At 68.7% G+C, this 21864-nt stretch carries 20 protein-coding genes; 7 read left to right on the top strand and 13 right to left on the bottom strand.

Annotated elements, in window-relative coordinates:
• Positions 1-4 precede the first annotated feature (4 nt).
• Genes ACFWNN_RS30080 through ACFWNN_RS30070 form a run of 3 tightly spaced genes read right to left on the bottom strand, consistent with a single transcriptional unit; the run spans position 5 to position 3668 of the window.
• Positions 5-1198, bottom strand: a complete 1194-nt coding sequence (locus ACFWNN_RS30080) for a glycosyltransferase family 1 protein (protein WP_382443296.1) — start codon at positions 1196-1198, stop codon at positions 5-7.
• Positions 1195-2646: a lipopolysaccharide biosynthesis protein gene (locus ACFWNN_RS30075; protein ID WP_382443295.1), complete on the bottom strand. Its 1452-nt coding sequence runs from the start codon at positions 2644-2646 to the stop codon at positions 1195-1197. Before ACFWNN_RS30075 ends, ACFWNN_RS30080 begins: the two co-directional genes overlap by 4 nt.
• A complete protein-coding gene (locus tag ACFWNN_RS30070) occupies positions 2643-3668 on the bottom strand; it encodes a glycosyltransferase (protein ID WP_382443294.1) in 1026 nt (341 codons plus the stop codon). The genes ACFWNN_RS30075 and ACFWNN_RS30070 overlap by 4 nt, the downstream gene beginning before the upstream one ends.
• 109 nt (positions 3669-3777) lie before the next feature.
• Between ACFWNN_RS30070 and ACFWNN_RS30065 the strand changes: the two genes are divergently transcribed.
• The gene (locus ACFWNN_RS30065) at positions 3778-4623 is read left to right on the top strand and encodes a glycosyltransferase (RefSeq protein ID WP_382443293.1); all 846 of its coding nucleotides are present in this window, start codon (positions 3778-3780) and stop codon (positions 4621-4623) included.
• Here ACFWNN_RS30065 and ACFWNN_RS30060 read toward each other — a convergent pair.
• Genes ACFWNN_RS30060 through ACFWNN_RS30050 form a run of 3 tightly spaced genes read right to left on the bottom strand, consistent with a single transcriptional unit; the run spans position 4595 to position 9688 of the window.
• Positions 4595-5821: an MFS transporter gene (locus ACFWNN_RS30060; protein WP_382443292.1), complete on the bottom strand. Its 1227-nt coding sequence runs from the start codon at positions 5819-5821 to the stop codon at positions 4595-4597. The two genes, ACFWNN_RS30065 and ACFWNN_RS30060, sit on opposite strands and share 29 nt — an antisense overlap.
• Before the next feature lie 5 nt (positions 5822-5826).
• Entirely contained in the window at positions 5827-7650 is a 1824-nt protein-coding gene (gene asnB, locus ACFWNN_RS30055; RefSeq protein WP_382443291.1) for an asparagine synthase (glutamine-hydrolyzing), read from the bottom strand.
• A gap of 1 nt (position 7651) precedes the next feature.
• A complete protein-coding gene (locus ACFWNN_RS30050; protein ID WP_382443290.1) occupies positions 7652-9688 on the bottom strand; it encodes a glycosyltransferase in 2037 nt (678 codons plus the stop codon).
• Positions 9689-9763: 75 nt separating this feature from the next.
• Here ACFWNN_RS30050 and ACFWNN_RS30045 point away from each other — a divergent pair, with 75 nt between their 5' ends.
• Both ACFWNN_RS30045 and ACFWNN_RS30040 read left to right on the top strand, forming a co-directional pair.
• Positions 9764-11095 (top strand): glycosyltransferase family 4 protein, encoded by a 1332-nt coding sequence (locus ACFWNN_RS30045; protein ID WP_382443289.1) that lies wholly within the window; start codon positions 9764-9766, stop codon positions 11093-11095.
• The gene (locus ACFWNN_RS30040) at positions 11095-12390 is read left to right on the top strand and encodes a UDP-glucose dehydrogenase family protein (RefSeq protein ID WP_382443288.1); all 1296 of its coding nucleotides are present in this window, start codon (positions 11095-11097) and stop codon (positions 12388-12390) included. The genes ACFWNN_RS30045 and ACFWNN_RS30040 overlap by 1 nt, the downstream gene beginning before the upstream one ends.
• A gap of 229 nt (positions 12391-12619) precedes the next feature.
• Here ACFWNN_RS30040 and ACFWNN_RS30035 read toward each other — a convergent pair whose 3' ends face one another.
• Both ACFWNN_RS30035 and ACFWNN_RS30030 read right to left on the bottom strand, forming a co-directional pair.
• Positions 12620-13030, bottom strand: a complete 411-nt coding sequence (locus tag ACFWNN_RS30035) for a hypothetical protein (RefSeq protein ID WP_382443287.1) — start codon at positions 13028-13030, stop codon at positions 12620-12622.
• A complete protein-coding gene (locus ACFWNN_RS30030; protein ID WP_382443286.1) occupies positions 13027-13755 on the bottom strand; it encodes a PIG-L deacetylase family protein in 729 nt (242 codons plus the stop codon). The genes ACFWNN_RS30035 and ACFWNN_RS30030 overlap by 4 nt, the downstream gene beginning before the upstream one ends.
• 35 nt (positions 13756-13790) lie before the next feature.
• On the opposite strand from ACFWNN_RS30030, the gene ACFWNN_RS30025 reads away from it, so the two are divergent.
• Both ACFWNN_RS30025 and ACFWNN_RS30020 read left to right on the top strand, forming a co-directional pair.
• Positions 13791-14327, top strand: a complete 537-nt coding sequence (locus ACFWNN_RS30025; RefSeq protein WP_382443285.1) for an SLATT domain-containing protein — start codon at positions 13791-13793, stop codon at positions 14325-14327.
• A 770-nt stretch (positions 14328-15097) separates the two neighbouring features.
• Complete coding sequence (locus tag ACFWNN_RS30020; protein ID WP_382443284.1) at positions 15098-15916, top strand: MarR family transcriptional regulator; 819 nt, start codon at positions 15098-15100, stop codon at positions 15914-15916.
• A 63-nt stretch (positions 15917-15979) separates the two neighbouring features.
• Here ACFWNN_RS30020 and ACFWNN_RS30015 read toward each other — a convergent pair whose 3' ends face one another.
• Positions 15980-16879: a hypothetical protein gene (locus tag ACFWNN_RS30015; protein ID WP_382443283.1), complete on the bottom strand. Its 900-nt coding sequence runs from the start codon at positions 16877-16879 to the stop codon at positions 15980-15982.
• Positions 16880-16904: 25 nt separating this feature from the next.
• On the opposite strand from ACFWNN_RS30015, the gene ACFWNN_RS30010 reads away from it, so the two are divergent.
• Positions 16905-17129, top strand: a complete 225-nt coding sequence (locus ACFWNN_RS30010; protein ID WP_382443282.1) for a hypothetical protein — start codon at positions 16905-16907, stop codon at positions 17127-17129.
• A gap of 227 nt (positions 17130-17356) precedes the next feature.
• On the opposite strand, the gene ACFWNN_RS30005 is transcribed toward ACFWNN_RS30010, so the two are convergent.
• Both ACFWNN_RS30005 and ACFWNN_RS30000 read right to left on the bottom strand, forming a co-directional pair.
• A complete protein-coding gene (locus tag ACFWNN_RS30005) occupies positions 17357-18136 on the bottom strand; it encodes an enoyl-CoA hydratase/isomerase family protein (RefSeq protein ID WP_382443281.1) in 780 nt (259 codons plus the stop codon).
• Positions 18127-19083 carry a magnesium transporter CorA family protein gene (locus tag ACFWNN_RS30000; RefSeq protein WP_382443280.1) on the bottom strand — a complete coding sequence of 319 codons (957 nt, stop codon included), beginning with the start codon at positions 19081-19083 and terminating at the stop codon, positions 18127-18129. Before ACFWNN_RS30000 ends, ACFWNN_RS30005 begins: the two co-directional genes overlap by 10 nt.
• Positions 19084-19152: 69 nt before the next feature.
• Between ACFWNN_RS30000 and ACFWNN_RS29995 the strand changes: the two genes are divergently transcribed.
• Complete coding sequence (locus ACFWNN_RS29995) at positions 19153-20478, top strand: serine/threonine-protein kinase (protein ID WP_382443279.1); 1326 nt, start codon at positions 19153-19155, stop codon at positions 20476-20478.
• Here the strand turns inward: ACFWNN_RS29995 and ACFWNN_RS29990 are convergent.
• The gene (locus ACFWNN_RS29990; protein WP_382443278.1) at positions 20463-21326 is read right to left on the bottom strand and encodes a hypothetical protein; all 864 of its coding nucleotides are present in this window, start codon (positions 21324-21326) and stop codon (positions 20463-20465) included. The genes ACFWNN_RS29995 and ACFWNN_RS29990 overlap by 16 nt on opposite strands.
• The gene (locus ACFWNN_RS29985) at positions 21319-21810 is read right to left on the bottom strand and encodes an RNA polymerase sigma factor (protein WP_382443277.1); all 492 of its coding nucleotides are present in this window, start codon (positions 21808-21810) and stop codon (positions 21319-21321) included. The genes ACFWNN_RS29990 and ACFWNN_RS29985 overlap by 8 nt, the downstream gene beginning before the upstream one ends.
• Between the last annotated feature and the right edge of the window lie 54 nt (positions 21811-21864).

Below are 21864 nucleotides of genomic sequence, written 5' to 3'. Positions count from 1 at the left end.
CGAGTCATGTGGCGAGTTCGCGGCGGAGCACCTTCTCGAGCTCATGGCCTGCCGCATCCCAGGACCGTCCCTCCACACTGGACGCGGCCGCGCGTGCGGTCGCGTCGAAGTCCGGCGTTGTGACCACTTCGGACAACGCACGCGCCAGTGAGTGCGGGGTGGGTGTCGCGTACCGGACGTGGTCGTTGTCCAGTACCACGCGGTTGAAGTGCGCGTCGTTCACGACGGGGATGCAGCCGGCCGCGAGCATCTCGTGCGGCACGAGCGACACGTTGGTCATCGACAGCGACAACCCGGCGAAGCACCGGTTGTAGATGGCGTTGAGGTCGTCCGGCGTGACCAGGCCGTGGTCGATGAACTGCGGGCCGAGGTCGCCGATCTTCTCGCCGTAGACGTGGATCTTGAGGTCGGGGTGCTTCGCCGCGAAGACCTCCAGCGCGAGGACGCCGAGCTCGTACGCCCGGCGCGGGGCCTTCTTGCGGGCGTAGAAGACGATGCCGTCGCGCTGGTCGTCGCCGAGTTTGTACCGGTCGGCGTCGCAGCCGAAGTCGAAGTGGTCGGCGGGCATGCCGTGCTCGTCGCGGACCTTGTCGGCGAGGAACCGCCCGGCCGTGAAGCCGTGCATGCCCATCCGGTAGGTGTTCTCCGCCAGCGCGTACAGGCCGCCCTGCGGGTAGAACCACGGTTCGTAGTCCTGCACGAGGTAGAACCTCTTGCCGGCGCACGGGTCGTTGAACGCCGGGTACGCGGTGATCCACGCCGTGGCGAACACCGCGTGGGCGTCCGCCATGCCGTCCGTGACGTCGTGGATGCCGCCGCGGAAGAACGGGAACGCCGCGCGGACACCGGGTTCGAGGTCGGCGACGGTGTTGCCGAACGTGTCGTACAGGTAGAGGTCGCAGCGGTGGCCCAGGTCCTCGAGGTGCCGGATGAGCCGGAACATCGTGGTGTGGCCGCCGGATCCCTTGGACGGGGGAGTGGTGACCCAGTTGATCGTGAGCCTGCCGTCCTGGGGGATCGGCGGGATGACGACGGGCTTGCGCTGCTCGACGTCCGCCGCGCGCACGTCCTCCAGCCGGACGGGCAGTTCCTCGCCCTCGGCCCCGAGCCGGCGCGACGCGGCCGTCAGCAGCCGCGCGCCGAGCTGTTTCGCGCCCTGCTCGCGGACGATCTTGGTGACCTGCCTGAGCCGCCTCACGCGCCTGCCCTCTTCTTCAGCACCGCAATGACCTCATGCCGCATCGGGAACACGACGACCGCGTACGCGAGGCACGCCGCCGCCCCGCCGACGAGGATCTGCAACAACTGGCTGTCGATCACGTTCCTGATCGCCAGCACCACCGCGACCATCACCACGCCGCCGAGGAACGGCCGCAGCAGCCGGACGCCGAGCGCCCCCGCCCGGATCCCGTACGGCTTGAACGTGATGAGGTACGCGGGCGTGATGATCAGCACCGCCACGACGACGTGCGCTGCCGCCACACCCCGGATGCCGTCGAGATGCGCGCCCAGTGCCAGCAACGGCACGAGCGCCCCGAGCCACACCAGGTGGATCACGAGGATCGCCTTGGACCGCCCGGCGGACGCGAGGAAGTCGTACCCGAGCTCCAGAGCGACCCGGACCGCGCCGAGCAGCACGAGCAACGCCAGCGCGGCCGCCGCGGGCGCCCACCGTTCGCCGTACACCACGCGGATCAGCGGTTCGGCCAGCGCCGCCAGCAACACGCACGCCGGCACGGTCACGAGCGCCAGCAACCCCAGCGCCCGCCCGAACGCCTTCTGGAACAGCTCGGGATCTTCGCGCACCTTGGAGAACGCGGCCAGCGACACGCTGCGCACCGGGGCGCTGAACGCCGCCACCGGCCAGCTCGCGAGGTTGAACGCCAGCAGGTAGAAGCCGAGCGGCACGGTCCCGAGGACCGCGCCGACGACGATGTAGTCGACGTTCATCACGCCGAAGATCAGCAGGCTCGACCCCGCCAGCGGCAGGCCGAACGCGAGGAGTTCCCTGGCCTGCACGGGATTCCAGCCGGGCCGGAACCGTTCCTTGGTGAGCCAGAACATGATGACGGCCGCGGACAGGTTCTGCGCGATCCGCTGCCACGCGAGGCTCCACGCCCCGAAGCCCATGATCGCCAGCACGACGGCCACCGCCGTGCCGCACACGAACGCGGCCGTGTCGGCGTAGAACTTGTGGTCCTGCCGGAAGTTGCGCTGCATCATCGCGCCCGGCACCGCCGTCGCGCCGGCGATGACGAGGGCGATCGACATGAGCTGGATGACGCCGGTCGCCTCGGGGGCGTCCATGGCGTTCGAGAACCAGGGCGCGCCGACGACGCAGATCAACGCCAGCAGACCGCCCGACGCGAGGGACAGCGTCGTGACGGTCGGGGCCATCTCCTCGACGGGGCCGTTGTGGCGGACCAGGGCCGCGCTGACGCCGAGTTCGGAGACGCTGAGGACGATGTTGAGGACGACCAGGGCGACCGCGAAGACGCCGAACTGCTCGGGCGCGATCAGGCGCGCGAGCAGGATGCTGATGCCGACGGCGGCGAGACGCTGGAGCAGCGAGTTGATCGCGCTCCAGCGGATGGCCGACGAGACGCGGCCTTCGAGCTGACCCTTGTCCTGCTCCACCGTGCTCACTGCTCGCCCCGCCACTTCCACTTTTGCGTGCCCACCCACAACTTCACTCTCTTGTAGGCGTGCGGGGCGAGGAAGAGTTGCGTCTTGTTCAAGAACTCGGGGCTGAACTTCTTGCGCCGCTGCAAGGCCTTGTACTCGGGCAGCGTCTCCAGCTCCGGGTAGGTCTCGCGAGCGAACTCCAGCAGTTCCTGCTCCGTGCCGTCGAGCTGGTTGCGGTCGTGCAGCCGCACGGCCCGCCACAACGCGTCCCCGGCGATCGCCTTGCGCGCCATCGCCCGCAACCGTCCCGGCAGCCCGGGGTTCTCCGCGAGCACCAGGTCGAACACGTCCCGCCGCTGCTCCAGGTCGGCGAACACGGACTTGAACGTCGTGCGCATCATCGAGTTCTCGTGCACCCGGTAGTACGCGCCGGGCTTGCCGGACACGTACCCGATGTCCGACACGGCCGCGATCCGCAGCCACATCTCGAGGTCACCCGCGTGGGGGAGGTCGGCGCGGTAGCCGCCCACCTTCTGCTGGATCTTGGTGCGCACCACGACCTCGGGCGAGGAGATCACGTTGCGGCTGCTGCGGAAGCGGTTCTCGATCCAGTCCTCGCCGCGCCACACCTTCGACGTCACCGGCAGCTGGGTGATCTTCGGCAACGCGTCGTGGTCGCTGTAGTAGACGACCCGGCCGTAGACCATGCCCACCGAGGGGTTCTGCTCGAAGACGGCGGCGGCGCGCTGCAACGCTCCCGGCGCCAGCAGGTCGTCCGCGGACAGCAGCACCGTGTAGTCGGCGGTCGCCCAGTCCAGCAGGCCCTCGTTGTAGGTGGCGATGTGTCCCTTGTTCACCTCGTGCCGGTAGCCCTCGACGCGCTTGTCGGCGGCCATCAGCTCGGCCATCACCTCGGGCGTGTTGTCCGACGACGTGTCATCGATCACCAGCACGCGCACGTCCACGCCTGGCTGGTCCAGGACGCTGCGGACGCACGTCGGCAGGAAGTGGGCGTAGTTGTAACAGGGGATCACGACGTCCACTGTGGGAAGCGTTGGCACAACCTGGGTATCGGTATCCCCGCGCATTCGTTAGCGCCGCAACGTTTTGGATCCGGCACGCGATGTAGTGGTGACCGGAGTAAGGGGAGTCATGGCCGACCACGTCATCCTGACGCGCTTCAACCTGCCTTCGAAGGGCGCCGAAAGTTACGTCCGGGCAAAGGAAGGATGGCTGACCGAACGCGTTGCGCTGTTCGAGCGCTACTGCCTGCCATCGGTGGTCGCGCAGACGGACAAACGGACGCGGTGGCTCATCTATTTCGACCCCGAATCACCGCAATGGCTCAAGGACAAAATCGCCTCCCACGGTGACGCGTACACGCCCGTTTACCGTCCGGAAGTGTCGCGGGAAGAGCTCAGATCGGACATCCGGTCGCTTTTCGGTCAGGTCGGTGAGGAACTCATCACCACCAACCTGGACAACGACGACGGCCTCGCGGTCGACTTCGTGGAACGCCTCTGCGCCGCCCCGCGCCCGACCACGACCGCGGCGTACTACCTGGTCAACGGCCTGATCAAGTCGCCGGGAGGCCTCTACCACCGGGTCGACCGGCACAACGCGTTCGTGAGCGTGCGCGAGTCCTGGGACGAGCCCGTCACGTGCTGGGCGCACTGGCACAACCACATGCACCTGCACTTCCCGGTGGTCGAGCTCGAAGGCGGGCCCGGCTGGCTGCAGGTCGTGCACGGCGGCAACGTGTCGAACCGCACGCGCGGCCGGCTCGTCTCGCCCGAGCCCTACAAGGCCTCGTTCGGCGACTCCCTCGACGACGTGTCGGCGCCCAACACGCTGGCGGTGGCGCAGGACCGGCTGGTCGACCAGCCGATCCGGTTCGTGCGCGACTCGGGCCGCGTGGCCGCGAAGAACGCCGCCATGAAGGTCCTCGGCAAGGGCGGCTTCGAGAAGATCAAGCAGAAGCTGGCGTCTCGCGGTTGATTCCGTAAGCGATGATCAGCGTCACGGTGAGTGCGCACAGCGCCACCGTGACGCTGAGTGAAAAGTTCGAGAACTGCAGAAGAAGTCCAAAAGCGACGGACGAAACGAGACGCCCCAGCGCCTGGCCCGTCTGCACCACGGACAGCCCGGAGGCGCGCAACGACTCCGGCGCGGACTCGCTCACCTTGGCCGACAGCACGCCGTCCGTCGCCGCGTAGAACAGCCCGTGCAGCAGCAGTGCGACGATCGCCACACCCATCCCGCCCTCCGGGATGAACAGCAGCGCGTACACGCCCAGCAGCAGCGCGTGGCCGCCCAGGAACATCCGCCAGCGCCCCACCCGGTCCGCGAGCTTGCCGAGCGGCGTGGCGGCCGCGAGGAAGACGACCGCCGTGCCGAGCGGGAGCAGGGGCAGGTAGCCCAGCGAGATGTTCGTGGCCTTCTGCACCAGCACGTAGACGAACGCGTCCGACACCGTCGCGAGGCCGAGCAGCCCGGCGCTGAGCGTGGTCCGGCGGAACGTCCGGTCGGTCAGCAGGTTGAGGCCCGCGCGGAACGACGGCCGCGGCCCCTTCGGCACCTTGTCGGTCGGCGTGTCCCGGACGAACGCGACAAGCACGATCAACCCGATGACCGCGAACGCCGCCGACACCGCGAAGATCGGCCCCGGCACCGTGCCGATCTGGAAGAGCAGCAGGAACGTGATCAGCGGCCCGAGCAGCGCGCCGAACGTGTCCATCGTGCGGTGCACGCCGAACGCCGCCCCGAGCCGGTCCTCCGGCGTGGCCAGCGAGATCATCGCGTCCCGCGGCGCCGTCCGGATGCCCTTGCCCGCCCGGTCCGCCGCCATCAGCGCGCCGATCCCGAACGGTGAGGCGCCGACCAGCGGGAAGAACACCTTGGTCACGGCCGAGAGCCCGTAGCCCGCGGCCGCGACGGCCTTGGGCCTGCGGAACTTGTCCGAGAGACCGCCGCCGACCAGCCGCAGCACGGCCGTGGCGCCGGTGTAGATACCGTCCAGCAGGCCGAACTGCGCGTAGCCCAGGTTCAGCGTGAACAGCAGGTACACCGGCATGAACGCGGTGATCATCTCGGCGGAGACGTCGGTCAGCAGGCTGACCGTGCCGAGCGCGAACACCGTGCTCGGCAACCGCTTGCGGAAGTCCGTCTTGGACGGACGGGAGGACGCGACGTACATGGCACCTACCAGCTGAGCGTTTGGTGCCACACCTCAAGGGACAGCAGCGTCCAGATGCGCGGCTGCTCGTTGCGGTCACCCGAGTCGTGGTCGTCGAGCAGCGATCGCACCGCTGCCCGGTCGAAGGTCTTGCCCACGAACGACGTGGGGCCGGTGAGCAGGTCGTAGGCCATGTCCCGCAGTCCATCGCGGAACCAGGCGTCGAGCGGCACCTTGAAGCCGGACTTCGGCCGGTCGACGATGTCGGCCGGCAGGTGCTGGCGCGCGACCTCCTTGACGACCCACTTCGTCGTGCCGCCGCGCACCTTCACGTTGCTGGGCAACGAGAACGCGAGCTCGGCGACCCGGTGGTCGAGGAAGGGCGGGCGCAGTTCGAGCGACGCGGCCATCGACATGCGGTCGCCGCGTTCGAGCAGGTTGTCGGCGAGCCAGGTGTGCGAGTCGGCGTACAGCATGCGCCGCAACGCGTCCCCGCGCCCGTTCTCGTACGGTGCGAGCACCGAGCGGGTCGCCGGGCCGCCGAGCAGCGCTGCCCGTTCGGACACCGTGAACGGGGCGAACCAGCCGCGCATGCGTTCGGCGTAGGTCGGCTCGGCGATGGCCCGCAGCGCGATGCCCAGCCGTGCCTTCGACGCCGGCAGCGCCTTCTCGATGCGCTTCAACGCGGCCGACGGCGCGAACCCGGCGAGGCGGGTGGCCTGGGCGAAGCGGTACTTGGGGTAGCCGCCGAACAGCTCGTCGCTGCCCTCGCCGGACAGCACGACCTTGACGTCGCGGCGGGCCAGTTCGGCCAGCCGGAACACGGCCACGTCAGCGGGTTCGGACAGCGGCGCGTCGCGGTGCCAGGAGAGCTTGGCCCAGCTGTCGCGGAAGTCGTCGGCCGTCACGATCACGTTGTGGTGGTTGCTGCCGACGAGCTTCGCGACCTTCTCGGCGTGGTGGATCTCGTCCACGCGCGGGTCGCCGAAGCCGGCGGAGAACGTGTGCAGCTCGGCGTCACCCCGTTCCCGGGCCACCAGAGCCGTGATGAGCGACGAGTCCACGCCGCCGGACAGGTAGGCGCCGACCGGCACGTCCGCGACCAGAGCGTCGCGCACGGAGGCCGTCAGGGCCTCGTCCACGAGCCGCACGGCCTCCTCGGGCGTGACGGACCGGATCTCCGACTCGCGCGGCAGCTCCCAGTACGGCGCGGTGCGCACCTCGCCCACGGTCGTGACGACCAGGTGGTGGCCCTGCGGCACCTTGCGCACGCCCCGGACCAGCGTGTGCGGCGCGGGCACCGAGCGGTGCGCCAGGTAGTCGTGCAGCGACTCGTGGTCGACCTCGGCCGCGCCGATCGCCGGCAGCAGCGCCTTGATCTCCGACGCGAACGCGAACATCTTGGCGTCGACGTAGTAGTAGAGCGGCAGGATGCCGAGCCGGTCGCGGAAGAGGTGCGTCTCGTTCGTCTTCGAGTCGTGGATCGCGTAGGCGAACTGACCGCGCAGCTTCTCGACGGCCTTGGGCCCGTGCTGCTCGAACAGCGCCAGCAGGACCTCGGTGTCGCCGTTCGTGCGGAACGGGTACGACAGCTCCTCGCGCAGCTGCCGGTAGTTGAGGATCTCGCCGTTGAACGCGATCTGCGTCGTGCCGGACGCGCCCGCCATCGGCTGCGGCGACCCGGCCAGGTCGATGATCGACAGCCGGGTGTGCGCGAAGCCGACCGAGCCCTCGCTCCAGAACCCGCTGTCGTCGGGGCCGCGGTGGTGCAGCCGCTTCGCCATCTCGGCGAGCACCTCGCGCGAGACGGGAGCGCCGTCGAACCTTCTGATGCCTGCGATGCCGCACATGTCAGCGGTCCTCCGCGATCTGCATGAGCTCGCGGGCCCGCGAGTCCCACGACGAGGTCAGCACGGCCGCGCGGCGTTCGGCGGGGGTCTTCAGGCCGCCGTCCTTGAGCGTGAGGCGGATCTGGTCGATGAAGTCGGCCTCGCCCTTGGCGATCCGGATGACGTCGCCGTACCGCTCGACCTCGGGGAAGTCCGTCGACACGACGGCCAGGCCCAGGGCCAGGTACTCCTTCATCTTGATCGGGTTGGCGTGCTTGATCCAGTCGTTGTCCAGCCACGGCATCAGCGCCACGTCGAACCCGCTGCCGTAGCCGGGGATCTGGTCGTAGCTGCGGAAGTCGAGCCAGTGCACGTTGGGGTACTTGGCGTAGCGCTCCATCGAGCAGGTCGCGTCGCCGATGAGCACGACGGACGCCTCGGGGAACTCCTGGGCGACCTTCTCGATGAGGTCGAAGTCGACGAGGTAGTCGTCGAGGCTGCCGAAGAAGCCGATGCGCGGGCCGGGGACGCTCGCGATGTCCGCGGGCAGCTCGGTGCGGCGGGTGAAGTGGTCGACGTCCACACCGTGGTCGAGGAAGTGGGCGCGGGTGCCGGTCAGCTTCGACTCCTCCTCCTGGAGGGCGCGGCTGACGTAGAGCACGGTGTCCGAATTGGACAGCAGCTGGTTCTCCAGCGCGGCGATCGTGCCCTGGTCGGCCTCGGGGAACGCCGAGTGCCGGTCGGAGCGGTTGAAGATCAGGCCCTTGGTCTTCATCGGCTCGACCACGTCCCAGGCGGTGGGGATGGTGGCGACGACGACGGGCGTGCCCATGCGCAGGAAGAAGCACACGGCCTTGACCTGGGTCCGGACCAGCACGGAGTTCAGCTTGCGCAGCCACGGCTTGCCGTAGAACGGCAGGGGAGCGGGCGTCATCACGTAGAAGTTCGGCGTGTCCTCGATGGGACGGCGGACCAGCTTCGCGACGCTCGCCGCCTTGCGGAGGATGCGGCGCAGGAACTGCGTGCTCTTGCCCGGCGACGGCATCCGCAGGCCGATGCTGTTGACCAGCAACACCTTGCGGTGCTTGGCGACCCGGCGCAGCAGCTGGAAGTCGGAGTGGGCGCGGTTGTGGTACCACCAGTCCTGTGCGGAGAAGCACAGGTAGCTCGGTCCCTCGGAGGCGACTTCCTCCGGCCAGCGACGCATGCTGAACAGCCCTTTCAACGCGGTGCGGTGCTTCGGCGACCGCGCGCGAAGCCCTTCGTTCACGACCATGGCGAGCCACATGAAGGCGGCGGCGAACCTGCCGTGCAGCTCGCGGTGCAGGCGGACCTTGTTCGAGGTGAGCATCGACCAGAGCCGGGCGTTCGTGGAGACCTCGCCGCCGATGTGCGTGACCACGGCGCGCGGCTCGAACCAGACGCCGCCGGCCCTCAGCATGTACTCGGTTTCCTCCGAATAGAGGAAGTACCGTTCGTCCAAAAGGCCGTGCTGCTCGATGACCTCGCGCTTGACCAGCCACGCGCAGCCCGTCGCCCAGTCGGCGTGGTGGGCGCCCTGGTAGGCCTTGGTGTCCGTGACGGTCTCGCCGAGGCCGATCGCGCCTGCCCGGCCGCCACCGATGAGGGCCTCTGCGAGGGCGCCTGGTGCGGTCGGCTTGCGGCGCAGCGAGAGCGAGAGTGCGCCGTTCTCGTCCACGAGCTTGGGCGCGACGATCGGCCTGTCGGCAGCGCGCAGTGATTCCACGGCTCCTGGGTGCAACCGGATGTCGGCGTTCAGGATGAGAACGTCGTGTCCTTCTGCCGCTTTAATGCCCAAATTCACACCCGCGGCGTATCCACCGTTGACGGGACTGCGCACGATTTCCACGCCGGGGCGAGTGGCGGCCGCCACAGTTCCGTCGGTGGAGGCGTTGTCTACGACGATCACTTTCACGTCATCCGGCAGCGAGTCAAGACATCCGCCGATGACCTGTTCGCTCTGGTAAGTGACGATGACCACCGCGACAGGTGACCGCTCCACAACCGCTCCTCGCTTTTCGGGCCTCTGCGCGTACATCGAGCCGTTTGCAACCTCCGTTACGAGATTCGGGTCGGCTGTAACCGTTTGGCCTTCCAGAACGAGAACCAGAGCGTGACGTCATCGCCTCACGTGTTGATCATCGTGCAGAACCTCCCCGTCCCGTTGGACCGCCGGGTGTGGCTGGAATGCCGCGCCCTGACCAACGCCGGGTACGAGGTTTCGGTGATCTGCCCCAAGGGTCCGGGTGATCCCGCCTACCAACTCCTCGACGGAGTGCACATCTACAAGTACGCTCCGCCGCCCCAGGCCGAGGGCGCGCTGGGCTACGCCTGGGAGTTCCTGTACTGCTGGGTGCGCACGGCGTTGCTGAGCGTGAAGGTCGCCGGCCGCAGGCGATTCCACGTCATGCAGGCGTGCAACCCGCCGGACACCTACTGGGCGTTGGCTTTGTTGTGGCGTTTGGGTGGCGTGAAGTTCGTCTTCGACCACCACGACCTCAACCCCGAGGTGTTCCTCTCGCGCTTCGGCGAGCCGTCCGGGTTCGCGGGCAAGATGCAGTACCGGATCCTGAAGTGGCTGGAGCGCCGGACGTTCCGGACGGCCAACCGGGTGACGTCGACCAACACCTCGTACCAGAAGATCGCGTGGACCCGAGGCGATGTGCCGCCCGAGCACACCACCGTCGTGCGCTCCGGTCCGGACACCACCGTGATGCGGCCTGTCGAGGGCGTGGACGAACTCCGACGCGGCGGCAAACACTTGGTGGCCTATCTCGGAATCATGGGACCGCAGGACGGCGTCGACGGGGTCCTCGAAGTCGCACGGAGAGTTGTTTTCGACCGCGGCAGGACCGATGTGCGCTTCGCGCTGCTGGGGTTCGGCGACTGCCTGGAAGACCTGAAGAAGCAGGCCACGGCCTGGGGGCTCGATCCTTACGTCGAGTTCACCGGACGGGTTGGGCCCGAACAGATCACCCGCTACCTGTCGACTTCCTCCGTCGGACTGGGCCCGGATCCGTTGTCGCCTTTGAACGACGTGTCCACTATGAACAAGACCATGGAGTACATGGCCTACGCGCTGCCGGTCGTCACGTACCGGTTGCAGGAGACCGTGGTGTCCGCGGGCGAGTGCGCCGTGCTGGTCGAACCGGGTGACGTCGAGGGCTTCACGACGGCGCTGCTCGACCTGCTCGACGACGCGGAACGCCGCGCGCGGCTGGGCTTCGAGGGCCGGCGCCGGTGCGAGTCCGTGCTCGACTGGCGCCCGCAGGCCGAGAACTACGTGGGCGTGTTCGACGGGCTCACCGGCTTCGTCTCGCGCGGCCCGTTCCCCGACGGCCGGCCTGAGCTCGTGGCCGGCGTCGACCAGTGGGGCAACAAGATGATCGACGTGAGCGACGACGCCGTGCTCCGCGCGTTCGCCGTGAACCGAACGGGAGAATGATGTTCGTCAGAAGGATCGCTGTCGTCGGCACCGGCTACGTCGGTCTGACCACCGGTGCCTGCCTCGCCTCGCTGGGCCACCGGGTGGTGTGCGCGGACGTCGACGCCTCGAAGGTCGAGCGGCTCTCGCGCGGTGAGGTCGACATCCTCGAACCGCGTCTCGCCGAGCTCGTCGCCGAGGGTCTGGCCTCCGGCCGTCTGTCGTTCGTGCTGGGCGCGTCCGCGGCCGTCTCGGACGCTGAGGTCGTGTTCCTCTGCGTGCCGACGCCGATGGGTGTCGGCGGCATCGCGGACCTCCAGGCCGTCGAGTCCGTTGTGGACGAGACGCGCGACCTGCTGCCGTCCGGCTGCGTGATCGTCAACAAGTCCACCGTGCCGGTGGGCACGTCGATCCGCACCGCCGAGCTGCTGCGCCGCGACGACGTGGCCGTCGTGTCGAACCCCGAGTTCCTCCGCGAGGGCTCGGCCGTGCACGACTTCCTGAACCCCGACCGGATCGTCGTCGGCTGCGACCAGCAGGACGCGGCCGAGCGCGTGGCGGCGCTGTACGCCCGCCTGGGCGCGCCGACGGTGCTGACCGACGCGGCCTCGGCCGAGATGGTCAAGTACGCCGCCAACTGCTTCCTGGCGATGAAGCTCTCGTACGTCAACGCGGTCGCCGAGCTGTGCGAGCGCCTCGGCGCGAACATCACCGACGTCACCGAGGGCATGGGCTACGACAAGCGCATCGGCCAGGCGTTCCTGAACCCCGGCCCCGGCTGGGGCGGCTCGTGCCTGCCCAAGGACACGCACGCGATGCTCCAGGTCGCGGACGCGGCCGACTTCGAGTTCCGCCTGCTGCGCGCCACGATCGACACCAACGAGCGGCAGCGCCAGCGGATGGTCGAGAAGGTGCGCCTGGCCGTCACCGGCAAGCGCGGCGGCTCCCTGTCGCACGTGCGCCTGGGACTGCTGGGGCTCACGTTCAAGGCCGGCACGGACGACCTGCGCGACTCGCCGGCGTTGGCGGTCGCGGCGTTGCTGAAGCAGGCGGGCGCGGAGCTCGTCGGCTACGACCCGGCGCTCGCCGGTGGCACGGACCTCGGCGCGGTGTCCGTTGTGGACGATCCGTACGTGGCGGCGAAGGACGTCGACGCGCTGGTCGTGCTGACCGAGTGGCCGGAGTTCCGTTCCCTGGACTGGGCGCGTCTCGCGGAGACCGTGCGGCAGCCCGTTGTCGTTGACACGCGCAATCTTTTGGACCCGGACGTGCTGCGTCTCGCGGGCCTCACGTGCACGTCGCTCGGGCGCGGCTGAGTCCTTTTAAGACTGTCCTCTTAGCTCAATGGTGTGACAGGGCGCGCGAGGTTGTTGTGCTGGCGCTTTGATTCCCGGCATCACCCGGTGGGACTCGCCCGCCGGGTCTTGTCGGGGAGGTTCCCGTGGCTGGACTCATGGACATGGTTCACGGTCTCATGCACCAGGCGACTGACTTGCTGGAGCAGGCGAGCGACCTCGCGTCGAGCCTGCTGTCCGCGCTGCCGCTCTAAAGACCGGCGAACAGGTCTGTCTCCGGCAACGGGGCGTTCGTCCGGTCCAGGTCTCGGAAGTAGTGCTCCCACTGCTTCTGGTCGGCGGACGCCCCCACGCTGATGCTCGTGGCTCCCTCGGTGGCGGTGAGGTAGAGCTTCTGCGGGATTCCCGTCCGGTAGACCGCGAGCTTGGTCGCTCGGAGCGGTCCGTTGTAGTCGCAGACGACGACCTGCGGTTCGTACTTCTCGATGAGGTCGTACGGGTCTTCTGTCTCCACGTGCGTGACGCCGAGTTCTGCGGCTTGGTTCCGCACGTTCTCGTTCTGGCTGTGCACCACGGTTCTGACGCCCTGAGCCGTGTAGAGCTTCAGCGTTCCGGCGGTGGTGGTCAGGTCGTCCGCCAGCACGACCAGCAGGGTCCTCACCACCGCGGCAGGTCCGGTCCGTGGTGGGTGATGCCGGCGAACAGGTCGGTCTCCGGCAGCGCCGCGCCGGTGGTGTCGATCGCGCGGATGTACGACTCGGCCGCGAACCGCTGCTGCGCCGTCAGTTTCCCGATGAGCGACTGGCTCTCGTAGCAGTGCAACGCCTTGCGCTTCACGTCCGCGACCCCGGAAGTGTCCACCGTGGTCGTGGCGAGGCTGTCGTGCGCCTCCAGGTACAACTTGGCCGGGATGCCGGTCTCCTTGACCGCGTGGTGCGCGACCCGTGCCGCGTGCACGTGGTCGCGGTGCTGGTGCGGGTTGTGGTGGTCGTGCGTGACGACGATCTGCGGCCGGTAGTGCTCGATCAACGCGGCCACCCGTCCCGCCGCGGTCTCCACCGGAATCGAGCAGAACGCACCCGGCAGCAGCTGGCCGGTCTCGCCGGAGTCGTGGTACCCCAACAGTTCCAGGTCCGTGACGCCCAGCACGTCACAGGCCGCGTTGAGCTGAGCCCTGCGCCGTGCCGCCACCGCCTGCGGGTGGTGGTTGAGCTCGCCGGGCTTCGCTCCGTCGGGCATGTCCCCCAGCTCGCCGCTGGTGCACGTGACGAGCACGATCCGGACGCCTTGGCGGGCGTAGTGGGCCAGGATTCCTCCGGTCGACCGCGACTCGTCGTCGGGGTGAGCGTGGACGGCCAGCAAGGTTCTCGGTCCATCGAACTGCACGCGGGGGAAGGTACCTCGAAACTATTGTCTTGCGGGTGACCGACTTGCCGTCCACTTCGCCCACTGCGTCTTCCGCGTCGACTTCCGCGTCGCCTTCTGCGGAACCTGCCGGGGCGCCGCCTGTTCTGCCTTCCGGATTGCAGCCGGTGGAGCTCGCCCGGCACCTGCAGTCGCAGATCTCCCGTGGGCATGCCTATGCGCGGTCGCGCAAGCAGCGGTTCAGGTGGAAGTCCGTAACTGTCCGACTGACCACTTTGGTGCTTTCGGCGGTGTCCACGATCATTCTGGGACTCCAGAACCTCGATCCCTGGACTGGGACTGCGTTTTCTCTGGTCGCGGTGGTGACCGTGGTGTCCGCTTTGGAGCCGTTCTTCGCCTGGCGGTCGTTGTGGGTGTTGATGGAGGAGGCCAGCTACAAGTTCCATCGGCTGGAGGATGATCTCGGGTACTACATCGCGTCCACTCCGGCCGATCAGGTAGATGCGGAGCGGGTGCGGGAGATGTTCGAGCAGTACCAGGAGATCTGGGACTCGTTGAGTGGGCGGTGGTTGAGGTTCCGCGACAACGCGTGAGGTGGGGTCGCGTCACCTTGTGCGGTGGTTGGGTCGGGCGCAAAGATCTTGGACGAGTTTTGGTTGCGTCATCGCCGCTGGCGCGTCGATAGAGATTGGGGCTTGACTTCGGGGCCCTTGCGAGGTGCTCATCGGCCGGAAAAGGCCGGGCTGAAAAGCGCCCGGCCGAGCTCGAGAAGCTAGCACCTCGCACCCAAAGTCAAGCCCCAATCTCTTCGGCTGCGTGGTTGCGTTTGTGCTGGTACGTCACGTCATTACCGGTTGCCGTGGTGCGCCCAGGAGGGACGCCTCGCCTTCGGCATTGCGTTGAGGCAAGGAAGCTCGGCTGCGCCATTGCCGGACGCGCGCTCGTACGGGCTCGCCTTCGGCTTCGCGTGTCCTAAAGCCATTGCTGACCTGAGTCTTGGCCCCACCCGTCTTGGCTCACCACCGACCCACGCGCCCCGCCACCACGCCCCGACTACTGCCGCTTGGCCACCTCGCTGAGGGCCTCTGCGCTCGGCGACCTCGTCCCGGCCGCTGCCGCTTGGCCACTTCGCCTCGGCTGCTGGCGCTTGGCGCCGCTGCCGCTTGGCGACCTCATCTCGACCGCCGCCGCTTCGCCGCCTCGCCCCGGCCACTACCGCCCGCCCACCCGTCCGCCTCGCCTCGCCTCGCCCGTGCCCTCGCCCACCTCGCCTCGTCCGCGCCCCGCCCACCTCGCCCATGCCCCTCGCCGCCTTGCCTCTGACCTGCCTCGCCCCTGGCCTGCCGCGGGGCAGGATGGGGGCATGAGGCCTGTCGCGCGTCGCATGTTCGAGCTGTTGGAGCCCATCTGCCTGGTCACCTTCTTCGCCGACGAGTGCGGGGAGGAGTTGGCCGCCCTCGGGCACCCCAACTACTGGTCCGGCTACTTCGCCAGCCGGGCGGCGCCGTTGGGGCGGGTTCCGGCTGAGGTCGTGCACGCGGCGTTCTACAACTTCGGGCCCGGCGAGGCCGCGCGGCACATCCCTCGGGCGTGGGAGACGATTCCCGCCGAGGCGTCGTTGGCCGCTCGGGAGCGGGGGAGTGCGGCGTCGGTGCGGCGCATCCTGGGGGAGCTGGCCGGGTCTGACGAGGTGGTGCGGGCTGCTGACCTGGTGACGAAGGCTGCGGTGAGTGCCTCGACGGTCGGGCGGGTGATGTATGCCGGGATGCGCACGGTGCCTGTGCCGGTGGAGCCGGTGGCTCGGTTGTGGCACTCGGCGACGATGTTGCGCGAGCATCGCGGGGACGGGCACATCGCTGCGCTCGTGGGGGCGCGGGTCGGTGGGATTGAGGCGCACGTGTTGTCGGCGTTGGCGATGGGGGTGTATCCCGCCGAGTCGTTCGGGCGCATCCATCACCTGCCGAAGGAGCTGTTGGTGTCGGTGATGGGTGGGCTGCGGGCGCGCGGGGTCGTTGACGCGGACGGGCGGTTCACGGACGCTGGGCGGGAGCTTCAGCGGCGGATCGAAGTGCTCACGGACGAGTTGGCTGAGGAGCCGTACGAGGCGTTGTCGGTTGAGGAGCTCGGTGAGTTGGTGGCGGTGTTGGAGCCGCTGTCCGCGAAGGTGAAGGCCACGCAGTGATGCCTGCACCGCCGGCGGGGGCTCGGCGGTGCAGGCATCACGGAGGGGAATTGCGGGGAGGGGTTACGGGGTGCCGGCGGGCTTGCCCTTGCCGTCGGCCGCGTTCGGGTCGTGCAGGAAGTTGTCCTGCCAGACCGCCCACTTGCCGGAGGCGCCCTTCTGGCTCACGTAGGCCGCGCCCCAGCCTGTGCCGGTGAAGCGGTTGTTGATCGACTTCATGTTGCGGCCGTAGGTGTTGCCGAAGCCCGACTCGAGGCCGAGCTGGTAGCCGCCGCCTTCGAGGAGGTTGCCTTCGACGGTGACGTTGTCGATGTCGCCGCCGTAGGTCTGGATGAAGAGGGCGCCGGTGTCGTTGCCGGTCGAGCAGTCGATGCGGTTGTTGCGGAACGTCAGGGTGCGGCCCGCGTTCTTGTCCAGCGGGAAGTCGCGGACGGTGGCGCCGTCGTTGTGGCTCTCGCCCTCGGAGCGCAGGCCGCGGACGTAGTTGCCCTCGGCGAGGCCGCTCAGCGAGCTGCCGGTGTTGTAGAAGCAGATGCCGGAGCCCATGCCGCTGATGTAGTTGCGCTGCAGGGTGCCGACGCCGAGGAACGCGCAGGAGCCCGCGATGGTCTTGGCCGACAGGGCGGAGCCGTCGATGTTCGAGTCGCGGATCGTCACGGGGGCGCCGGTGACCTGGCAGGAGTTGCTGCCGCACGGGCCGTTGGTGGTGATCAGCGGCTGCGTCTCGCCCGCACGGGTGGGGCGCACGCAGGACTTCTCGATGGTGATGTTGCCCGCGAAGAGCGTCAGGGTCTGCTCGATGCGCTTGCCCGAGATCACGGTGCCGGCGGCGGGGGAACCCGAGCCCGTGTAGAGCGGCAGGGAGTCGCAGTTGAGGCCGTGCGCGGCGAGGCCGGTGTTGGCCTGGGTGAGCTTCCAGCCGGGGGAGCCCGCGGGGGCGGGGGTGTTGGCCGGCGGCTTCACGGGGCCGTTCGTGGCGGACTTGGTGGTGGAGCTGCTGCTGGGTGCCGCCGAGCTGCTCGGGGCGGCGGAGGAACTGCTGGTTTCGGTGCTGGTCGAGGTGGCGCTGGTGCTGTCGGCGATCGGGGTCGGTTGGGCCGCCTTGGTCGGGGTACAGGCGGCTAACGCGATGACACCACCGGTCAGCAGTACGGCCAATCTCAGTCTCACGGCTGGTTCTACCTCCACGCGCGCTCACGACGGGGGACCGTGAACTCGCTAATTGTGTCGTCGGCCGTTGCGGAATGTGTACAAAACTCGTGCGACGGAGTTCGTACGGGGCCTTTGAACGCACAGCACGATGCACGGCACGAACGGAGGAGTCAAGCGCAACCCGTTGGGGTGCAACATCATCTTCCGTCCGGCGGGGAATGCTCCATCCGTGTGAGCAGGTAGATCACGGTTTTATCACCGAGCCATATGATTCTTTGATGTGTGAGATCAGCGACCCGTGAAAGCTGCCCGTCCGGGACCCTCCGTGAGGAAGCTGTGCACAGCGCGTGGCAGGTCCTCTGTCTCGTACAACGCCGCCGCGATCGTCGTGACGTGAGCGTCGGCCTCCGGGACGCCACCGTTCTCGAAATGCGCGAGCACCTGTTTGGTCGCAAAGTGTGCCTGCGTCGGGCCGGTCGCCAGAGACAAAGCGAACTGCTCGGCCGCGAGCGCGAAGCCCTCGTCCGGAAACACTCGGTTAACGACATTCCAACGTTCGAGGGTCGCCGCGTCGTAAAGGTCGCCGGTCATCACGAACTCCTTCGCGCGACCCACCCCCGCCCGGGCCGCCAGCCGCTGCGTGCCGCCCATCGTCGGCGTCAGCCCCACGACCTTCTCCACGAGCCCGAACCGCGCCGACGACGACGCCACGATCAGGTCGCACGCCACCGCCAGCTCGAAAGCCCAGGTCAGGCACAACGCGTGCGCCGCGAACACGGTCGGGATCGGCAGCGCGGCGAGCCGCTGGGGCAGCACCAGCATGCGGTCGAACAGCCGCTGGGCCTCGTCGCGGTACTCCTGCTGCGCGAACAACGACACGTCGACGCCGCCCGACACGACCTTGCCCGTGGCGTTGACCAGCAACGCCCGCGCGTCGCCCAGTTCGTCCAGGGCCTCGTGGAACTCCGCGTCGAGGTCCAGGGAGTACAGGTTGAGCGGCGGCGCGTCGATCGTGATGATCGCGAGCTCGTCCCGGCGGGTCAGGTGGATCTTCAAAGTCACAACCAATCGCGGCGCTTGAACATCAGGTACAGAACGTAGGAGAGGGCGAAGATACCCAGCGTGGACACCCAAAAGCCCCATTTCTGCTCAAACCCGGGGTAAGGGACGTTCATGCCGTAGTACCCGGAGATCGCCGTCGGCACCGCGATGATCGCGGCCCAGCTGGTGACCTTCTTCATGATCGAGTTCAGCTTGTTGCCCTGCACGGCCACCTCGGCCTCGCGCAGGTTCGTCACCAGCTCCCGCATCGACTCGGTCAGCTCCGCCGTGAACAGCGTGTGGTCCTTCACATCGAGGTAGTACGGCATCATCGCGTCGTCCACGAGGTCGTGCTCGCGGTGCAGCAACGACCCGAGCACCTCCCTCATGGGCAGCGCGACCCGCCGCAACTGCACCAGTGCGCGCCTCAGCTGCAACGCCTTGCGCCCGACGTGCGGCTTCTCGTCGTAGATGCGGTCTTCCAGCGCCTCGATCTCGTCGTCGAGCTTCTGGGCGGCCGCGTACTGGCCGTCCACGACGTCGTCCAGCACGCCGTGCAGCAGGAACCCGACGCCGGACGACGCGAGCTGCGGCGCGCTGTCCCACCGCCGCACCACGCCGCCGAGGTCGTAGTCCTCGCTCTCGCGCACCGTCACCAGCGCGTTCTTCGCCACGAAGACGTCGACCTCGCACGTCCTGATCTCGTGCTGCTCGTACCGGACGGCGTAGACGCTGAGGAACAGGTGGGTGGGGTAGCGGTCGACCTTCGGGCGCTGCCGTTCGGTGAAGGCGTCCTCGATCGCGAGCTCGTGCAGACCCAGTTCGTCGCGGAGCAGACCTATCTCGTCTTCGGACGGCGCGCACAGGTCGAACCACACCACGGCGGAGTGATCTTGGAGATGCTTCGCGATCTCGCTGACCGGGAAGTCCCTGTCCACGAGTTCGCCGTTGCGGTACAAGCGGGTCCGACCCATGGGTGACAACGATACGTAGATCTACTCAGATGTGAGGTTTGAGCCCGAGTTCCCGCTACCCTCGATCCGGTGAAGGTGGACCAACCACAACGCATAGGCGACTACCTGCTTCTGGGCAGGCTCGGTCGTGGTGCCATGGGAACGGTCTACCTGGGACAAGGCAGCGACGGACGCCAGGTGGCGGTCAAGGTCGCCCGTGCCGAGCTGGCCGACGACCCGCGCTTCCGGGAGCGGTTCCGCCGCGAGGTGCAGATGGCCCGGGCGGTCGGCAGCGCCGGCACGGCGGCCGTCGTGGACGCCGACACGCGCGCGCCGCGGCCGTGGATGGCCACCGAGTACGTGCCCGGCCCGACGCTGCAGGAGGCGATCGAACGCCACGGCCCGTTGCCGGAGCACCATTTGAGACGACTCGCCGAAGGTCTGGCCGAGGCGCTCACCGCGATCCACCGCGCCGGTCTCGTCCACCGCGACCTCAAGCCGTCGAACGTCCTGCTGGGCGCCGACGGCCCGCGCGTCATCGACTTCGGCATCTCGCGCGCGATGGAGCACACCGCGCTGACCGAGACCGGCATGGTCTTCGGCACGCCCGGCTTCCTCTCGCCCGAGCAGATCACCGGCCAGGAGGTGGCGTCCCCGTCGGACGTCTTCGCCCTCGGCGCCGTGCTGGTCTACGCGGCGACGGGCAAGGGCCCGTTCGGCGAGGGCCCCACGGCCACGTTGCTCTACAAGGCCGCGCACGGCGAGCCGGACATCGACGGCGTGCCCAAGGCGCTGCGGCCGCTGGTGCAGAAGTGCATGCACCGCGACCCGGCCAAGCGCCCGGAATCGCCCGAGGTGACGCGGCTGCTCGCGCAGGTCGTGACGCCGAAGCCGCCGACCACCAAGCTGCCCGCGCCGATGACGCCCGCGGCCGCGACGTTCTCGACGTCGCGGTTCGTGCCGATGGCGTGGGGCACGCTGAACCTCGCCGCGGCGCTGCTGGCCGCCGCGATCGCCGACCCGGCCGCCAAGGCCAACGGCGCCACCCAACTGCTGGCGCTGGCCGCGTTCTGCGTGCTGGTCGTGCGCGCGGTGCGGTACTTCTCCGCCGCCGCCCGCCGCAAGGTGGTCATCGAGATCAGCCGCGAAGGCATCGCCACGACCCGCAACGGCAAGTTCCACCAGTACTGGTGGTACGAGCTCGCACGGGTGCGCGTGGTGCCGCACAAGAAACGGCCGTGGGTCGTCGTGTGGCTGAAGGACCCGGCGCCGCGCCGCTTCTTCGGCGCGCATCACGGCGGTGTGCGGGTGTTCCCGATCGCGCACGAGCGGACCAGGAGGCGGCGCGAACGCGATGTCGCCGAGCTGCGCGCCGCCCTGGCCTGGTACCTGCCCCGGTCCTACGACGGGCGCTGATCGGTCCAGTCGCGCGTGACCGTGACGGACAGCAGCACCGTGCCGATCGGCAGCCGGTTCTCGGGGACGTTCTCGCGTTCCTCGTAGCCGGCGACGTCACCGGTGGCGGGGTCGACGGTGAAGCTCGCCTTGCCGCCGCCGACGAACACGGACCCGTCCGCCCACTGCACGCCGTCCAGCGTGGCGAGCTCGCCGTAGATCTGCGCCTTGCGGTCGTTCGGGGTGAACGGCGAGAGCACCGCCGAGGAGACCGAGCTGATCGTCTCCCCCGGATCGCGGCTCACCGGGTAGAGCAGGCTCGTCTCGTTGCACGGGGTGACCGGGCAGTTCGTGCCCCACAGCGCCGGGCCCGAGTACTGCGCGCTGGGCTCGATCGGCGGCATCTCGGGGATGCCGGGAAGGGCACGCTGCCGTCCGGTCGGCCTGCGGTCCACCCGCGTCTTCTGGCCGTCCGCGACCGGCAGCCACACCTCGACGCCGAACTCCACCTGCGCCGCGTGCCAGACCCCGTCGATCTTGTCGGTGTACGTCTGCCAGATCTCGTAGCGGGAGTGCCGCAGCCGGCCCTTCGGCTGCGCGTCGCGGATGAGCTTCGCCGCCTCGGTGAGCGACGTGGCGGGGGCGCCCGGCATCTCGGCCGGCTCCTCGACCCGGTCCGGCCGCAGGTACACCACGAGCCCGGCGATCACGACCACCGCGACGGCCGCCGCCGCGATCCCCACCCAGCGCCGTGACTTCGGCTGGGGCTTCTCGACGAACAGCTGTTCGCGCAACCGGGCCAGGCGCACGTCGTCGGTGCCGCGTGCCGGGTACAGCTCGGCGAGGTCGTCGTCCAGCACGTCACGCATGTTCCACTTCCTTCAGCTTCGCGCGCAGGCGGTGCAGCCGCGACCGGGCGGTGCCGGGGTTGAGGTCGAGGGCTTCCGCCGCCTCCTGCACGCTGAGGCCGGCGAGCGAGGTGAGCAGCAGCAGGTCGCGGTCCACCTGGTCCATGCGCGCCAGCTCGCGGGCGATCCGGCGCAGGTGCGCACGGGCGTCGACGCGGGTCACCACCGTGTGTTCGAGCGACTCGGCGACACCGAGGTCGACGCCGTAGCGCTCGGCGGTGCGCAGCAGGCGGACCTCGCGCTTGGCGTGGCCGCGCAACAGGTTCGTGGCGATGCCGTAGAGCCAGCCGACGACGCTGCCCTTGTCGGGGTCGTAGTTATCCTCGCCGCGCATGGCGGCGAGGAACGTCTCGCTCACCAGGTCGTCGGCCACGTCGCCGCCCACCCGCCGCGCCAGATATCTGTGCAGCGGATGTGCGTGCTCGTCGAACAGCTCCGCGAACATCACGTCCCCACTTGGCTTCCCGCGGCACCGGTGTTGCAGTGACCTGAATCACAG

Source organism: Lentzea sp. NPDC058450 (assembly GCF_042721395.1).
Taxonomy (GTDB): Bacteria; Actinomycetota; Actinomycetes; order Mycobacteriales; family Pseudonocardiaceae; genus Lentzea.
This window is presented reverse-complemented; position numbering and strand designations above follow the sequence as displayed.

Excerpts from the sequence above, each read along its gene's own strand:
- ACFWNN_RS30065 (WP_382443293.1), top strand. The coding sequence starts at position 3,778 with ATGGCCGACCACGTCATCCTGACGCGCTTCAACCTGCCTTCGAAGGGC.
- ACFWNN_RS30060 (WP_382443292.1), bottom strand. The coding sequence starts at position 5,821 with ATGTACGTCGCGTCCTCCCGTCCGTCCAAGACGGACTTCCGCAAGCGG.
- asnB (WP_382443291.1), bottom strand. The coding sequence starts at position 7,650 with ATGTGCGGCATCGCAGGCATCAGAAGGTTCGACGGCGCTCCCGTCTCG.
- ACFWNN_RS30050 (WP_382443290.1), bottom strand. The coding sequence starts at position 9,688 with ATGTACGCGCAGAGGCCCGAAAAGCGAGGAGCGGTTGTGGAGCGGTCA.
- ACFWNN_RS30040 (WP_382443288.1), top strand. The coding sequence starts at position 11,095 with ATGTTCGTCAGAAGGATCGCTGTCGTCGGCACCGGCTACGTCGGTCTG.
- ACFWNN_RS30020 (WP_382443284.1), top strand. The coding sequence starts at position 15,098 with ATGAGGCCTGTCGCGCGTCGCATGTTCGAGCTGTTGGAGCCCATCTGC.
- ACFWNN_RS30000 (WP_382443280.1), bottom strand. The coding sequence starts at position 19,083 with ATGGGTCGGACCCGCTTGTACCGCAACGGCGAACTCGTGGACAGGGAC.
- ACFWNN_RS29990 (WP_382443278.1), bottom strand. The coding sequence starts at position 21,326 with ATGCGTGACGTGCTGGACGACGACCTCGCCGAGCTGTACCCGGCACGC.
- ACFWNN_RS29985 (WP_382443277.1), bottom strand. The coding sequence starts at position 21,810 with ATGTTCGCGGAGCTGTTCGACGAGCACGCACATCCGCTGCACAGATAT.